Origin of the sequence: Aquitalea sp. LB_tupeE, assembly GCF_013391415.1 — a bacterium.
Lineage (GTDB): Bacteria > Pseudomonadota > Gammaproteobacteria > Burkholderiales > Chromobacteriaceae > Aquitalea.
Genome location: NZ_JACAXB010000034.1, coordinates 116,090 through 131,059 on the forward strand (window position 1 = coordinate 116,090; position 14,970 = coordinate 131,059).

The window sequence follows — 14,970 nt, forward strand, 5'->3', positions numbered from 1 at the left end:
GGCCATGTTGCTGCCCGCCCTGAACCGTCCGTTGAAAAACTGGCCACAGCAGACCGTGTGGATTATCGGTGCCTCCAGCGGCATTGGTGCCGCCTTGGCCAGCCAGCTGCTGGCACTGGGTGCACGGGTGATCCTGTCGGCCCGTGGTGTCGACAGCCTGCACACGGTGGCCGGACAGCAGCCCGGTGCCATCGTACTGCCGCTGGATGTCAGCCAGCCCGCCGCCTGGCAACAGGCCTGGGACATCTTGCAACAGCAGGATGCCCTGCCGGACCTGGTGGTGTTCTGCGCGGCAGCCTACCGGCCGGAGCGCTGCTGGGACATCCGCCAGCAACAGGTCAGCGACACCCTGCACACCAATCTGGCCGGGGTGTATTACGGGCTGGAAACCATGCTGCCCACCATGATGACGCGCCGTCAGGGCGGCATCGCCCTGGTGGCCAGCGTGGCCGGTTATGTCGGCCTGCCCGGTGCCTGTGTATATGGGCCCAGCAAAGCGGCGCTGATCAATCTGGCAGAGCTGCTGCATGCCGAACTGCACCAGCACGACATGCAGGTGTACCTGATCAACCCCGGCTTTGTCGCCACCCGGCTGACCGCCAAGAACGACTTCGCCATGCCGGCGCTATTGCAACCGGCGGATGCCGCCCGGGAAATTGTGCGCGGCCTGGAACAGGGCCGCTTCGAAATTCACTTTCCACGCAGGTTTACGCTATGGATCAAGCTGCTCGCACTACTGCCTTACCGGCTGAGACTGCCACTGCTGCGCCATCTGGCGCGCAACTGAGGACAAGGCTGGCGGCACTGGCCGACTGGTATGCCACGCTCAGCTCGGCCAGCCTGCTGCACATCGACGACTATTACACCGCCGATGCCCGCTTTCGTGACCCCTTCAACCAGGTGCACGGACGCGATGGCATTGCCGACATCTTCCGCCACATGTTTGCCGTGCTGGAAGAGCCGGTATTCAGCGTGCGCGAACAATTGCTGGATGGCCAACAGGCCTTCATTACCTGGGATTTCAGCTTCCGCCGCGCGGGCAAGGTCTACCAGCTGCATGGCGGCAGCCACCTGCGCTTTGCTGCTGACGGCAAGGTATGCCTGCACCGCGACTACTGGGATTCGGCAGAAGAGCTGCTGCACAAGCTGCCATTGATAGGTGCGCCGCTGCGCCTGCTGCGTCGCCTGTTGTCAGTGCACGACCAGGGCTGGCTGGAATGAAATCCTCATTTCGCGGCAATAAAAGCAGCCTGCCCAGCAAGCCCTGCGCGGCCTGTGGCAAACCGATGAGCTGGCGGCGCAAATGGGCGCGCTGCTGGGATGAAGTGAAATACTGTTCAGAACGCTGCCGCCAGCAACATTAAAGCCATGACTACGCTGATCTACTGTTTTCGTGACGACCTGCGCCTGCACGACAACCCGGCGCTGACCGCTGCCTGCCAACAGGCAGACCACCTGCTGCCCGTTTACGTCAGCCCGCTGCCGCAAACTTCCCGTTGGGGCTTTGCGCGGATGAGTACCCGGCGCAGCGCCTTCCGGCACAGTGCACTGCAGGGGCTGGCCAGCGCATTGCAGCAACAGCACAGTGGCTTGTTGCTGGCCAGTGGCAGCCTGGCCAGCGTGCTGCCAGCACTGGCAAGTCAGATAGGTGCCAGTGCCATTTACTGTGAAGACATCGCCACGCCGGAAGAACAGGACGAACTGACCGCCCTGCGGGCCAGCGGCCTTGCTGTGGAGAGCTTCTGGCAATCCACCCTGCTGGCACCGGACAGCCTGCCCTGGGCAGATGCACAGCTGCCAGACCAGTTCACCCGTTTTCGTCAGCAAGTGGAAGCCGCCGCCATCCAGCCTGCCGCGCCTTTGCCGCCACCGTCACTACCACCACTGCCCCCAGCAGCACGCCAGCTGATCCGGCCACTGGCTGCCATGGACTATCCGCCCGCCGACCCGCGCTCCAGTTTTCCGTTCCCGCAAGCGGCATTTGTCGGCAGCGAAGCCGCCGCGCTGGCACATCTGGCGCAATACCTGCAACGCGGCCTGCCGCACAGCTACAAAGCCACCCGCAACGGCCTGCATGGCATCGACTATTCCAGCAAGTTTTCTACCTGGCTGGCTTGCGGCAGCCTGTCAGCACGACTGGTGCTGCAACAGCTGCATGCCTTTGAAGCCGAACACGGCCATAGCGACAGCAGCTACTGGCTGTGGTTTGAACTGTTGTGGCGCGATTACTTTAAGCTGCTGCAACGCCAGCATGGCCGCCGCCTGTATCACCCTGGCGGCCTGCCACAACGCGCCAGCCCGCCGCACAACCCGGCGGTCTTCCAGCGCTGGATGGCCGGGCAAACCGGTCATGCCCTGATTGACGCCGGCATGCGCGAACTGGCCAGCACCGGCTATCTGGGCAATCGCATGCGCCAGATTGTGGCCAGCTACCTGATTCATGAGCTGCAATGCGACTGGCGCGCCGGAGCCGCCTGGTTTGAAGCCTGCCTGCTCGACTACGACTGCAGCCAGAACCAGGGCAACTGGCTGTATCTGGCCGGTCTGGGGACCGACCCGCGCGGCGGCCGCCGCTTCAACCCGGACAAGCAAGCGGCGGAATACGATGCCGACGGTGACTACCGCCAGCTGTGGAGCCAGCCATGACCAGTCTGCGGCTGATACTGGGCGACCAGCTCAATCTGCAGCACAGCTGGTTTGCCCGCCAGCAGGCCGATGTGGTCTACCTGCTGCTGGAACTACGCCAGGAAACCGGCTATGTGCTGCATCATGCGCAAAAGCTATTGGCAGTACTGGCCGGGATGCGTGACTTTGCCCGCCAGCTGAAGGCCGCTGGCCACCGCGTGCGTTATGTCGCCATCGACGACCCCAGCAATCGCGGCAGTCTGGAAGACAATCTGGATGCCTTGTGCCAGCACTATCAGGCCTCGGACTTTGCCTGGCAGGCCCCGGACGAATGGCGGCTGGACCAGCAATTACAGCACTGGGCCAGTCGGCAAAGCATCCCGTGCCAGATGGTGGACAGCGAGCACTTCTACACCACACGCCAAGAAGCAGGCCAGCTGTTTGCCGGCAAGGCGCAATGGCGCATGGAAGTGTTTTACCGCCAGATGCGCAAGCGCCACCGCGTGCTGTTACAGCCGGATGGCAAACCGGTGGGCGGCGAATGGAACTACGACCACGACAACCGCAAACCCTGGCGCGGCAGCCCACTGCCACCGCAGGACACCCGCCCCAGCCACGACCATCAGGCCTTGTGGCACAGCTTGCAGGCAGCAGGCGTGCGCTCCTTCGGCAACCCTGCTGCCGACGCCCTGCGCTGGCCGCTGAACCGCGCCGAGGCCTTGCAGCAACTGGAACAGTTCATAAGTCACGGCCTGCCGCAGTTTGGTGATTATCAGGATGCCATGCACAGCGACACGCCTTACCTGTTTCATTCGCTGCTGTCCTTTGCCCTCAATATCAAGATGCTGTCGCCACAAGAAGTCGTCAGCGCCGCAGAGCAAGCCTGGCAAGACGGCCACGCCCCGCTGCCGGCAGTGGAAGGCTTCATCCGCCAGATTCTGGGCTGGCGCGAATACGTGCGCGGTGTGTACTGGGCGCGCATGCCCGGCTATGAGGCCAGCAATGCCTTCGACCACCAGCACCCGCTGCCGGACTGGTTCTGGCATGGCCGCACCCGCATGAACTGCCTGGCCCACGCCATCGGTCAGTCCCTGCAACTGGCCTATGCGCACCACATCCAGCGGCTGATGGTCATCGGCAATTTTTCGCTGCTAGCCGGCCTGTCGCCGCAAGCGCTGCATGAATGGTATCTGGGGGTGTATATCGATGCTTTTGAATGGGTGGAGCTGCCCAATACCGTGGGCATGAGCCAGTTTGCCGATGGCGGCCTGCTGGCCAGCAAACCTTATGCTTCGGGCAATGCCTACCTGCACCGCATGGGCAATTACTGCGGCAACTGCCACTACCGTCGCGACGCCCGCCATGGCGATGATGCCTGCCCCTTCAATGCGCTGTACTGGGACTTCTTCCAGCGCCAACGCCCCCGGCTGGTCGATAACCCGCGGCTGGCTCTGGTGTACCGCCAGTTGGACAAAATGCCCGCCGCTGAACAACAGGCCATCCGCCACAGTGCGACGGCCATTCTGCAAAGACTGAACCAGTTATGAACCCACACAAGGAATCCATCATGCAACTCACCCGTTTACGCACGCTGTTGTTACTGGCTGTCAGCCTGCTGCTGGCCGCCTGCTCCACCCTGCCGCCACCAGGCATCACACCGGTCAGCGGTTTCGATCTGTCACGCTACAGCGGCAAATGGTATGAAATTGCCCGCCTCGACCACAGCTTCGAGCGCGGCATGAGCGATGTCAGCGCCCGGTACACTCCGCAAGCGGACGGCAGCGTGCAAGTGATCAACCGCGGCTATGCCACGGCACAGGGCAGCTGGAAACAGGCGGAAGGCCGCGCCCTGTTCAATGGCGACAGCCATGTCGCTTCGCTCAAGGTGTCGTTCTTCGGGCCCTTCTACGGTGGCTACCATGTGGTGGCCTTGGACCCGGACTATCGCTGGGCGATGATTGCCGGTAACGACCGCTCCTACCTGTGGATTCTGGCGCGCGACAAACAGCTGCCGCAAGCCGTGCTGGACCCTCTGCTGCAGCAAGCCAAAGCGCTGGGTTTTGCCACCGAGCAGCTGATTTACGTGCCGCAAACCCGTAGCGACAACTAAGCCATGCCCGTCCGTCTGAACCCGCGCAAGCTGCTGCTGAGCAAATGGACGGCCGTGCGGCCGCAGCACAAGGAAAAGCATTTCCTGGTGACCCGCGTGCTACTGCCGGACGACCCCAGCCAGCCAATTACCGAAGTGGAGCTGGAGGCGGTCTACACCCGGTGCAGCCGCATCATTCCCTGGCAAACCCTCACCGACACCAGTTGCTGGCGGCAGGGCTGGCTTTGAACGCCCTATTCAATTTCACACCATATGCAGACGCAAACCATGACACCGCCTTCGATTGCCATCATCGGAGCAGGCCTCGCCGGCCTCTCCTGTGCACGTCAGTTGCATGCAGCTGGCCTGCGCATCACCGTGTTTGACAAAAGCCGTGGCCTGGGTGGCCGCCTGTGCACCCGACGCGGCGATAACTGGCAGGCCGACCACGGCGCACAATACTTTACCGCCCGCGACCCGGCCTTTAGTCAGCAAGTGGCCCAGTGGCTGCAAGCCGCTGTGGTGGCCGAATGGCTCATCACCCCGGCCGTGCTGGGCCAGCCATCAAGCAGTACGACGCATGAACAGCAGACGGCTCCGGCACGTTATGTCGGCCTGCCCGGCATGTCGGCACCGTGCAAGGCTCTGGCGGATGGGCTGAACGTGCGCAGCCAGCACACCGTCTGCCGCCTGCACCACAGCGTTGCTGGCTGGCAGCTGGAAACCGTAGAACACGGCCTGCTGCCCGAACTGTTCAGCCAGGTGCTGGTAGCAGTGCCTGCGCCACAAGCCGCAACCCTGCTGACGGATAGCCAGCCCACGCTGGCCTCGGTGGCAGCAGCGCAAGCCATGCTGCCTTGCTGGACGGTGATGGTGCAGCCCGAGGCTGACTTCGCGCCCGGTTTTGCCGCTGCTTTTGTCAATGCAGGCCCGCTGCGCTGGATTGCCCGCAACGACAGCAAACCCGGTCGCAGCGGTGTGCCGTGCTGGGTGCTACAAGCCAATGCCGAGTGGAGTGCAGCGCATCTGGAGCTGCCTGCCAGCGAAGTCGCCGCCTTGCTGCTGGACGCGTTCCGGTCGTTGGGTGCACCCGTGTGTACAGTGCTGAGCAGCCATCGCTGGCGCTATGCCGACTGCCATGCCAGCCAGCACGGCAGCGCGTGGGATGCCGCCAGCGGCATCGGCCTGTGTGGTGACTGGTTGCACGGTGGCAAGGTAGAGGGGGCCTGGCTTAGTGGCCGTCATCTGGCCGCCAGCGTACTGGGTGCCTTGCAGCCGTGAGCGTGGGCGTGGTCTGGTTCAAGCGTGACTTGCGCCTGCACGATCACGCCGCCCTGACGGCCGCCAGCCTGGCGGGGCCGGTGCTGTGCCTGTACATCATCGAGCCTGCACTGTGGCAACAGCCGGATGCTTCCAGCCAGCACTATCATTTTGCGCTGGAATGCGTGCAGGACCTGGCAGCATCCTTGGCCGGCCGTGGTTTGTCCTTGCTGATCCAGGTAGGCGAAGCGGTCGAGGTGCTGGCACGGCTTCATGCCGCCATGCCGTTTGACGCCCTGTATGCCCACGAGGAAACCGGTAACGGCTTTAGCTATCAGCGCGATCTGGCCGTAGGCCGCTGGTGCCTGGAAAACCGGGTGCAATGGCAGGAATTTGCCCAGACCGGCGTTATCCGTCGTTTGCGCTCGCGCGATGGCTGGGCAGCACGCTGGACGCAGTTTGTCAGCCAGCCCTGCCTACCGGTGCCTGACTTGCAGGCCGCACCCTGCCCGCTGCCGGTCATAACCCCACCCGGTGCCGACAGCCTGGGCATTTTTCCGTTTGACCCGCCACAGCGCCAACAGGGCGGCCGCCGTCGTGCGATTGCCGTACTACAGGACTTCCTGCAACAGCGTAGCGCCCAGTATCGCGGCGGCATTTCCTCGCCGCTGTCCGCCCCCACCGCCTGCTCACGGCTATCGCCCTATCTGTCCATGGGTTGCCTGAGCCTGCGCGAAATCGTCCAGGCCACGCACCGCCAGCTGCAACGCCTGCCAGACGACAGCACGCGCCAGCGCAAGGGCTTGCGGGCTTTCATCAGCCGTCTGCACTGGCATTGTCATTTCATGCAGAAGCTGGAATCGGAACCGGAAATCGAATGGCGCAATATGCACCGTGGCTACGACGGCCTGCGCGAGGCGGAACACAATGAAGCCCGCTTGCAGGCACTGATGCAGGGCCGTACCGGCTGGCCGCTGGTGGATGCCTGCGTGGCCATGCTCAATCACACCGGCTGGCTGAACTTCCGCATGCGCGCCATGCTGGTGTCGGTGGCTGCCTACCCCTTGTGGCTGCACTGGCGGCCGGTAGGGCTATGGCTGGCACGGGCCTTTCTGGACTACGAACCCGGCATTCACTGGAGCCAGCTGCAAATGCAGTCCGGCACCACCGGCATCAACACCACCCGGGTGTACAACCCGGTGAAACAGGCGATGGACCACGACCCACATGGCCGCTTTGTGCGCCGCTGGCTGCCACAGATGCAAAACGTACCGGATGTCTGGCTGTTCGAACCATGGAAAATGCCGGACAGCCTGCGCCAGCAATACGGTCTGTGTGGTGATCAGGCCCTGCCCGAACCGGCATGCGAGCTGGAAAGTGCTACACGGCAGGCCAAGCAACGCCTGCATGCCTGGCGCAAGCAGCCGGAAGTACAAGCCGAAAAAGCCGCCATCGTGGCGCGCCACGGTTCGCGCCAGCGCCCGCCTGGCAAGAGCGCGCGTCGACGCCAGAGCGTAGCGCAGCAGCAATTGGGCCTGGAACTGGAATAACACCTTCAGCGACCAGGCCTGGCAGAACAGCTTCAAGCCTGACCTGCTGGCGGTGTGTGCAGTGCCTGCACCTGCCCCGCCAGCTGACGGCAAGCACCCAGCAATACCAGCAGCTCGAACACGATGAACAAGGGACCGATGGCCAGGCCGCGGACATCGTCGATAAAGGCCGGTTTGCGGCCCTCCCACACATGGCCCACCAGCTGGAACACCCAGCCGAGCACAAAGCCGCTCACGCTCAGCCACAACCATTCACCATCCGGCAACACCGCCATGCGTGCGCCGGCCAGCAGCACCAAGCCTAGCAACAGTGTCATCAGCAGGCCAAAGCGGCGATCCAGCCGCAGGTAGTACAGCGCCAGCAAACCTGCCAGCACTACGGCCGGCGACAGGGCCAGTCCGGCCACTGGCCAGGCCGGGCGCGACAGCAGGCTGGCACTGGACAGAACAATGGCCGGGATTCCGACAAAATGGGTGGCGATATTGCGCCAGTCACGATGGTAGGCGGCATATGCAGCCAGTTGCTGCGGCAAGGTGCTCATGATGTTCCTCCTTGTTGTTGTCAGCGGCACAAGCCCTGCATCATCAGGCAGAATGCGTTTTTGCAGTGTCAGCCAGCCGACATAGCACGGAGATATCATGTCCCAGTCATCAGGCAGCGCCAGCTTGCCCGCCTCCCTCTGTAGTAGCAGCTGGTTCCAGTCCCTGCCAGCGGACTTGCAGCACTGGCTGCAACAGCATGCCCGGCTGCGAGTGCTGCCTGCCGGCCAGCGGCTGTTTGCCCGTGGCGATACCGCTGACGGCCTGTACGGCCTGGCCGAGGGGCTGGTAAGAATCAGCGGCAGTGATGCCAGCGGTCAGGAAGCCATTGCTGCCGTGCTGGCTCCACCGCAGTGGTTTGGTGAAATTGCCCTGTTTGATGCCGCCAGCCGCACCCACGATGCCTGGACAGACAGCACCGTCACCCTGGTGCATGTGCCACAAGCACCGTTGCTGGCGCTGCTGGCCGCTCAGCCACAGTACTGGCGCGACCTGGGCCGGCTGCTCAGTCAGAAGGTACGCGCTTCATTTATTGCCATGGAAGACCTGATGCTGCTGCCGCCCGGCCCACGGCTGGCACGACGGCTGTTGCAGATGAGTAATAGTTACGGTGCATTGCAGGGCAGCACCCTGCGCGAACTGCCGCTGTCGCAAACCCGGCTGGCGGCCATGCTGGCGCTGTCGCGGCAGACGGTAAACCAGCAGCTGCAAGCACTCTCTGCCGCCGGGCTGCTGCGCTTGCGCCGTGGGGTGGTGGAAATTGTCGACCTGCCGGGCTTGCAAAAAATGGCCCACCAACATCAGGAATTATCCGGCAGCACGCCAGGCAATAAGTAAAAGCCCCGATGACGCACACGCTACAAAAAGGTAAGGTTGCCCCTCCTCCTTTGTAGACGACTCTTTTCCCACGCCAGGCGTGGGATTTCTTTGTCCACGATGCCCTTGCTCACCATCAACGCCCACAACAGCCTGCCTGGCCTAGTCCTGCCAGACTTCGAATCCGTCAGACGCATTCCGGCCGGGGTATACGATATTGTCGGCCGCTGTACCGGCCCCTGTGGTGGCCCGATGTGGATTCTGCGCCAAGGCGAGAATGCCTGGTTGCTGGATCAGGCATTTTACGAATGGCTGCTGGAACAGCAGGCACAGGAACTGCAACCCGCCTGAGACGGCCCGGATGGCTAACGGCGGATAGCCAGCACCAGCACCCCCAGCGCCACCAAACCAATACCCAGCCATTCCCGCAAACCGGGGCGCTCGCCCAGAAACAGCACGGCAAACACGGCTACCAGCACCAGGCTGAGCTTGTCCACCGGTGCCACCTTGCTGGCTTCGCCCAACTGCAAGGCTCGGAAGTAACACACCCAGGATGCTCCGGTTGCCAGCCCGGACAGGCCAAGAAACAACCAGGTCTGGCCCGGCAGCTGCAAAGGGTTGCGCCACTTACCGGTCAGCCAGACAAAAGCCGACAGCACCAGCGCAATGATGCCGGTGCGGATCAGCGTGGCCAGATCTGCATCAACCTGGCGCAAACCAGCCTTGGCCAGAATGGCGGTCAGCGCGGCAAATACGGCGGACAACAAGGCCCATGGCAACCAGCCATCCATTGTTTTCATCCTCACATTAAATAACTTGTTTTATCCGCATGACAGTCTGGCCGGATGGTGATGAGCGGCGTAGACTACGGCCGGTTCATCATTTCAACACCCCACCCGCCATGACATCGGCAAAATCCGTCAGTCTACTGGTCTTGTTGCTGCTTGCCTTACAGGCCGGTCATCATCAGGAAAGCAAAACGCTTAACCCGCTACAGCCGCGCCTGATCAAGAATATCCTGCGCATGCGTTAAAGCGGCGGCACATCCTTACCGTCCAGCCAGAGCTCTCCGGCCGATGGCTGCTCCAGCGCCCACAGCAAGCCATGGGTAAGTTCCAGCGGTGCCATCGACAGGCCTGCCTGCCGATACCCCTGCGCCGTACCGGCCTGCAAGGCTTCCGCTGCCAGGGTGATGGCCAAATCCTGCTGAATATGTACTGCACCTTGCTGACAATCTGCCGCCGAGAAGGAATGTGCTTTGCGACAGTTTGCCGGTCGCCACGGGTAAATGCTGCACATGTTGTCTTGCAGGAATACGCAAGGCAAGCGCGGGGCAGGCTCCCTGGCATTTTCCAGTAGGGCCAGCCGCAGACGCAGGCGTTGCAGCAAGTCCTGACGCCGCGCCTCAGGCCAGTCTTGCAGGCAGCCTGCCAGGCGCAGCGCTTCGACAGGGCTTACCTCCACCCGCAAATGACAGCAGCTGGCGCAGCCCGCCTGACAGGCAGGTGCTTGGCCGCGCAGAGCTGCCTGGGCAACCGTCTTGTCGATGGCGGCATGCAAAAAGCCCACCATGTGCAGTGCTTGCTCCAGTTCCGGGCGCTCGCCCAACTCCCGCGCCACCCGCTGGCCAACCTGGACAATCGAGGCTTTCAGTGCCGCCTGCTCCTGTTCACCCAACTGCATGCCTGCCCTCTTTTCTGTGTTGCCGCCAGCGTATGCCGGAGCGAAATGCTTCCCGTTTGATCATGATCATCCGCCATGCGCTTGTCACATGCCAGCGCTCTGGCCCGGTATTACACTGCTGCCTATGGCATTCAAACGATTGTTCCAATATGACAGAAGCAGAAATCATCCGCCTGATCAATTCCCTTGAGCAAGCCCCGGACCGCGCCATGCTGGCCGAACTTGCCCTGCTGCTGGGTTCAGCCTACCAATGCGGAGAGCTGGGCCTGGCCGACCTGCACCGGCTGAGCACACCGGGCCGGGCTGTGTTCAACCAGTTGTGCGAACTGATTGCCAGCCTGCAACCGCACGGGCTGCGTCATGAAACGGTCAATCAGTTGCAAGCCATGTTGGGCCGTCGCTGAAACTTAAGATTTGCTTAAGCCTCTCCTGCCAACATCAGCATGGGGAATGGTCCCCTTTCTGGAGAGTTCACATGTCACTGTCGTTCAATCCGGCGCTCAGCAGCGCTCCCTACCCTGTCACCCGTAGTACTGCTGCGCCGCAGCCCAGCGCAACCCGTGACAAGGATGGTGACAATGATGGCAGCACGTCTGCTGTCGAAGCGGCTGCACCGCGCGCCATCAGCGCCACCATCGGCAATCGCATCAATACCACCGCCTGAAGCCAGACGCCCTGCCCGGCGCATGACGGGCGGGGTTTTACACTCTCAAGACAGGGTCGAGACAGTTTGCCGCTCTGACACACTATCCCTTAAACCTGGCCAAGCCAGGGTCAGCAACACACCGCGCATGGCCATCAGCACCAATAGCGCGGCCCAGATGCCGTGATTGCCCAGCCGCGGCTGCAACAGCCACAGCGCGGGCACGTAGGCAGCAAAGCTCAACAACATGCCATTGCGTAGTACAGCGGTGCGCATGGCACCCATGAACACCCCGTCCCAGAAGAAAGCCCAGATGCACACCGGCGGCAGCAGCACCAGCCACGGCCAGTACCGCGCTGCCAACTGCTGCAACTGCGCATCCGGGGTCATCATGGGCAGATACACCAGGCCGAGCAAAGCCATGCCCAGCGCCAGCAGGCTGCTCCAGGCCAGTGACAGCCAGGCGCAGCGCCGCACCACCAGTCTTAATCCGCTTCGGCTTTGTGCGCCAATGGCATGTGCGCCATGCACCTCGGCCGCAACGGCAAAGCCATCCAGCAAGCTGACGCACACCATGAAGGCCTGCAGCAGCAACTGATTGGCAGCCAGGGTGAGGCTGCCCAGCTGCGCGGCACTACGCGTCATCAAGGCAAAGGCCAGTGTCAGCAGCAAGGTACGCAGCATGATGTCCAGATTAGCAGCAAACAATTGCTTCCATGCCGCACCGCCACCGACACGCGCCAAGGCCTGACGCCAACGCGGCCACGCCACATGGCGCAACATGATGCGCGCCGCCAGCATGCTGCCCACAGCCTCGGCAATGGCGGTAGCCCAGCCGGCACCGGCCACGCCCCAGCCCAGCACGCTGACCAGCAGCACCGCCAGAACAGCGTTGAGCACATTCATCAGTACTTGCAGCACCATCACCTGGCGCGACTGCCCCAGACCCAGCAACCAGGCAAACTGCGCATAAGACAACAAGGTAAACGGGGCCGACCAGATGCGGGCAGCGTAGTAGTCGCGGGTAAGCCCGGCCACATCGGGCGGCGGAGCCAGAAAATGCAATGAAAGCCACAACAAGGGTTGATGCAGCAACAACAGGCCCAGGCCACCCAGCAAGGCCGCCAGCATCGGCCTTAAGCCGGCCAGCACTACCGCTTCCGGGCTTTGCTGACCCGTGGCCTGCGCCACCAGACCGGTGGTGGTAAAACGCAGAAAACTGAAGCACCAGTACAGCACGGTGAAAATGCTGCCACCCACGGCGACGGCTGCCAACGCCAGCGGGCTGCCAAGTCGCCCCAGTACCGCACTATCCACCAATCCCATCAGGGGGGTGGCCAGCGCGGCCAGCATCACCGGTATGGCAAAGGCAATCAGTTGACGGGTGGAGGGGGCGTGGTATGACTGCTCGACGACATGCATGAGGGACGCTCGGGTAAAGGTGCATGGTAGCAAAGCGCAGTCTGCTGCGGCAGCTGCCATGTGCGGCCCATGAAAAAAGCACCCGCTGAAAGGGGTGCTTTTTACCAGAAAAACCGCTGACTCAGGCTTTTTTGACGAATTCGGATTTCAAACCCATGGCACCGATGCCATCGATCTTGCAGTCGATGTCATGATCGCCATCCACCAGACGGATGTTCTTGACCTTGGTGCCCACCTTCACCACCAATGACGAACCCTTCACTTTCAGGTCCTTGATGACGGTGACGGTATCACCATCCTGCAGCAGATTGCCATTGGCATCGCGCACTTCACGGCCCTGCTCTTCGCCAGCCGCTTCGGCCTGAGCCGACCATTCGTGTGCGCACTCCGGACATACCAGCATGGCGCCGTCTTCATAGGTGAACTGGGAACCACACTGGGGACAATTGGGCAAACCGCTCATGCTGTACCTTGCTAAAAAATCAGACTGAATCAACACCATTCACCACCGGCAAATGGCACAAAAGCCGGTCATTGTACGCCAGTACGCCATCAAGTTCACCTGTTGACAGCAGGGTCAATGTTCCGACCGGTGTCATTGCCTCAACGCGGAGCCTGTCGCCGGAAGGCCCACCACCCGGCCAGCAGGGTAAAGCTGGCCACCAGTACCACCAGCACCCAAAAACCATGCGGATGATTGGCCAACGGCACGCCACCCACATTCATGCCGAAAAAACCGGCCACGATATTGATGGGTAGCGCCAGCACCGTGACCATAGTCAGTGTGAACAAGGTGCGGTTGGTCTGCTCGTTCAGTTTGGCGGCCAGTTCTTCTTGCAGCAGCTTGATGCGTTCCACCAGCGTAGCCAGGTCGTTTAGCACCAGCGAAAACTCTTCGGTGGACTCGCGCAGCGCCTGCACATCCGGCTCGGCCAGCCAGGCCGGTGGCCGGTTCAGCAGGCGAAACAGGGCTCCGGGTTCGGGTGCCAGCAGCCGCTGCATACGCACCAGGGTACGCCGCATGCCGGAAAGTTCGGCTCGATGGTCCTGTAAGTGTTCGGCCAGCAGCCTATCCTCGACGTGATCCACCTTGCGACTGGACTCCCGCACAATCGCCGCCATCACATCGGCTTGATCCTGCATCAGGTGGAATAACAGCGAGCGTGCCGACGGAAACACCTCCCCCGCTTTTACCGCCGCGCGCAAGCGGTCCACCGAGCGCAGCGGACGAACCCGGGCAGTCACCAGCAAGCGGCTACCTGCCGCCACCCACAGCGTGGCCACATCGGAAGTCACCACGCCAAAACCCAGCGCCACATCATTAATGACGGCCAGCAGCATGCCATCTACCGCTTCAATGCGCGTGGACCCGCCGCCAGCATGCAGCATTTCGGCAAAGCCCTCCGGCAGGGACAGATTGGCGCGAATCCAGCGCTCGCAAGCCGCATGTGCCAGATTGAAATGCAACCAGACAAAGCCCTCGGCGGCAGGCGATGTATCCTGCAGAAACTGCAGCGCCTGTTCCGAACCAATTGCTTCCCCTGCCTGGCCGGGCAAAAAACGAAATCCGCTGATCAGGCCAACCTGATCAGCACCATAACTTGCACAGGCAATCGACAGGCTCATTGCTAACTTCTCTCTCCGGATAAGGGACATACAGCGGCCCGTGGCACGGCCCAGAACCGCGGGCAAGCATATCATCAGCCCAGCCCGTCCTTGACGACAATCCGGTGACAATCCAAGCAGCGGGCCAGCTCCTCACTACGCTAGGCGCCCTAGCATTCCGTGAAAATTCTTATAGCTCAACAGGATAAATAATCAGTTCAATCAGGAATAACCCGGTTAATGGCTCTTTGGATAATTCTTAGACTGGCACACGTTCAATCGTGAACAACAACACCCAGAACTGATACCAGTCGAGGATCATCACATGAAATTCTCCGCTCTTGCCATCATCGCCACCCTGATTGCCACTCCTGCGCTGGCCAACAAGCTGCACCAGGAACAACCGACCGCCAGCGAGGTAAAAGCCTGGGAAGCTGACCAGGCAAAGATCAAGAAACAGGAAGCCAAGAAAAAGAAACACCAGAAACACAAGCAGGCCAGCTCGGCCGCAAGCACGCAGTCCAAGAAAAACATTGGTAAGCGCGAAGACTCCAGCAAGTAAGCCACACAGGGTGCTTGCCACGGCAAGCGCCCTGTCCATTTCCACGGATACAAGCGTCCCCGTCAGCCATTCCCCTCCCGCCCGCGCATTTAGCCGGACGTGCACCCGGCACAATCGGCAACAGCACAATACATTATTTGATCAAATCATTTGGCAAGCATGGAAGGTCTAGGCT

General features: G+C 61.8%; 20 protein-coding genes. 14 read left to right on the plus strand and 6 right to left on the minus strand.

What is annotated here, in order from left to right; all coding sequences use genetic code 11:
* Positions 1-4: 4 nt before the first annotated feature.
* The 9 genes from HWX34_RS18195 to HWX34_RS21640 are packed head-to-tail and all read left to right on the plus strand — an operon-like array spanning position 5 to position 7,524.
* Positions 5-787 (plus strand): SDR family NAD(P)-dependent oxidoreductase, encoded by a 783-nt coding sequence (locus HWX34_RS18195; RefSeq protein WP_178973591.1) that lies wholly within the window; start codon positions 5-7, stop codon positions 785-787.
* On the plus strand, positions 715-1,221 hold the full coding sequence (locus HWX34_RS18200) for a nuclear transport factor 2 family protein (protein ID WP_178973592.1): 507 nt from the start codon (positions 715-717) through the stop codon (positions 1,219-1,221). Before HWX34_RS18195 ends, HWX34_RS18200 begins: the two co-directional genes overlap by 73 nt.
* A complete protein-coding gene (locus tag HWX34_RS18205; protein WP_178973593.1) occupies positions 1,218-1,364 on the plus strand; it encodes a DUF2256 domain-containing protein in 147 nt (48 codons plus the stop codon). The genes HWX34_RS18200 and HWX34_RS18205 overlap by 4 nt, the downstream gene beginning before the upstream one ends.
* Before the next feature lie 4 nt (positions 1,365-1,368).
* Positions 1,369-2,646, plus strand: a complete 1,278-nt coding sequence (locus HWX34_RS18210; RefSeq protein ID WP_178973594.1) for a DASH family cryptochrome — start codon at positions 1,369-1,371, stop codon at positions 2,644-2,646.
* The gene (locus HWX34_RS18215; protein ID WP_178973595.1) at positions 2,643-4,172 is read left to right on the plus strand and encodes a cryptochrome/photolyase family protein; all 1,530 of its coding nucleotides are present in this window, start codon (positions 2,643-2,645) and stop codon (positions 4,170-4,172) included. Before HWX34_RS18210 ends, HWX34_RS18215 begins: the two co-directional genes overlap by 4 nt.
* A 20-nt stretch (positions 4,173-4,192) precedes the next feature.
* Positions 4,193-4,735 carry a lipocalin family protein gene (locus HWX34_RS18220; protein ID WP_178973596.1) on the plus strand — a complete coding sequence of 181 codons (543 nt, stop codon included), beginning with the start codon at positions 4,193-4,195 and terminating at the stop codon, positions 4,733-4,735.
* A gap of 3 nt (positions 4,736-4,738) precedes the next feature.
* Entirely contained in the window at positions 4,739-4,963 is a 225-nt protein-coding gene (locus HWX34_RS18225; protein WP_178973597.1) for a TIGR02450 family Trp-rich protein, read from the plus strand.
* A gap of 39 nt (positions 4,964-5,002) precedes the next feature.
* The gene (locus HWX34_RS18230) at positions 5,003-5,995 is read left to right on the plus strand and encodes an NAD(P)/FAD-dependent oxidoreductase (RefSeq protein WP_178973598.1); all 993 of its coding nucleotides are present in this window, start codon (positions 5,003-5,005) and stop codon (positions 5,993-5,995) included.
* A complete protein-coding gene (locus HWX34_RS21640; protein ID WP_178973599.1) occupies positions 5,992-7,524 on the plus strand; it encodes an FAD-binding domain-containing protein in 1,533 nt (510 codons plus the stop codon). Before HWX34_RS18230 ends, HWX34_RS21640 begins: the two co-directional genes overlap by 4 nt.
* Positions 7,525-7,556: 32 nt before the next feature.
* Here the strand turns inward: HWX34_RS21640 and HWX34_RS18240 are convergent, their stop codons facing one another.
* Positions 7,557-8,066: a DUF962 domain-containing protein gene (locus HWX34_RS18240; protein ID WP_178973600.1), complete on the minus strand. Its 510-nt coding sequence runs from the start codon at positions 8,064-8,066 to the stop codon at positions 7,557-7,559.
* 97 nt (positions 8,067-8,163) lie between these two features.
* Here HWX34_RS18240 and HWX34_RS18245 point away from each other — a divergent pair, with 97 nt between their 5' ends.
* Positions 8,164-8,901 (plus strand): Crp/Fnr family transcriptional regulator, encoded by a 738-nt coding sequence (locus HWX34_RS18245; protein WP_178973601.1) that lies wholly within the window; start codon positions 8,164-8,166, stop codon positions 8,899-8,901.
* Positions 8,902-8,991: 90 nt separating this feature from the next.
* The gene (locus HWX34_RS18250) at positions 8,992-9,231 is read left to right on the plus strand and encodes a hypothetical protein (protein WP_178973602.1); all 240 of its coding nucleotides are present in this window, start codon (positions 8,992-8,994) and stop codon (positions 9,229-9,231) included.
* Positions 9,232-9,245: 14 nt separating this feature from the next.
* On the opposite strand, the gene HWX34_RS18255 is transcribed toward HWX34_RS18250, so the two are convergent.
* On the minus strand, positions 9,246-9,671 hold the full coding sequence (locus tag HWX34_RS18255) for an EamA family transporter (protein ID WP_218645247.1): 426 nt from the start codon (positions 9,669-9,671) through the stop codon (positions 9,246-9,248).
* A 238-nt stretch (positions 9,672-9,909) separates the two neighbouring features.
* Positions 9,910-10,563, minus strand: coding sequence for a YkgJ family cysteine cluster protein (locus HWX34_RS18260; RefSeq protein WP_178973604.1), 654 nt, complete (start codon positions 10,561-10,563; stop codon positions 9,910-9,912).
* A gap of 149 nt (positions 10,564-10,712) precedes the next feature.
* On the opposite strand from HWX34_RS18260, the gene HWX34_RS18265 reads away from it, so the two are divergent.
* Both HWX34_RS18265 and HWX34_RS18270 read left to right on the plus strand, forming a co-directional pair.
* On the plus strand, positions 10,713-10,967 hold the full coding sequence (locus tag HWX34_RS18265; protein WP_178973605.1) for a hypothetical protein: 255 nt from the start codon (positions 10,713-10,715) through the stop codon (positions 10,965-10,967).
* A gap of 71 nt (positions 10,968-11,038) precedes the next feature.
* On the plus strand, positions 11,039-11,227 hold the full coding sequence (locus tag HWX34_RS18270) for a hypothetical protein (protein WP_178973606.1): 189 nt from the start codon (positions 11,039-11,041) through the stop codon (positions 11,225-11,227).
* Between the two features lie 45 nt (positions 11,228-11,272).
* Here HWX34_RS18270 and HWX34_RS18275 read toward each other — a convergent pair whose 3' ends face one another.
* From HWX34_RS18275 to HWX34_RS18285, 3 genes are all read right to left on the minus strand, one after another.
* Positions 11,273-12,628, minus strand: a complete 1,356-nt coding sequence (locus HWX34_RS18275; protein ID WP_178973607.1) for an MATE family efflux transporter — start codon at positions 12,626-12,628, stop codon at positions 11,273-11,275.
* A 121-nt stretch (positions 12,629-12,749) separates the two neighbouring features.
* Positions 12,750-13,091, minus strand: a complete 342-nt coding sequence (locus HWX34_RS18280; protein ID WP_045847365.1) for a zinc ribbon domain-containing protein YjdM — start codon at positions 13,089-13,091, stop codon at positions 12,750-12,752.
* A 140-nt stretch (positions 13,092-13,231) separates the two neighbouring features.
* Positions 13,232-14,254: a transporter gene (locus HWX34_RS18285; protein WP_178973608.1), complete on the minus strand. Its 1,023-nt coding sequence runs from the start codon at positions 14,252-14,254 to the stop codon at positions 13,232-13,234.
* A 304-nt stretch (positions 14,255-14,558) separates the two neighbouring features.
* On the opposite strand from HWX34_RS18285, the gene HWX34_RS18290 reads away from it, so the two are divergent.
* A complete protein-coding gene (locus HWX34_RS18290) occupies positions 14,559-14,795 on the plus strand; it encodes a hypothetical protein (RefSeq protein WP_178973609.1) in 237 nt (78 codons plus the stop codon).
* Positions 14,796-14,970: the final 175 nt, after the last annotated feature.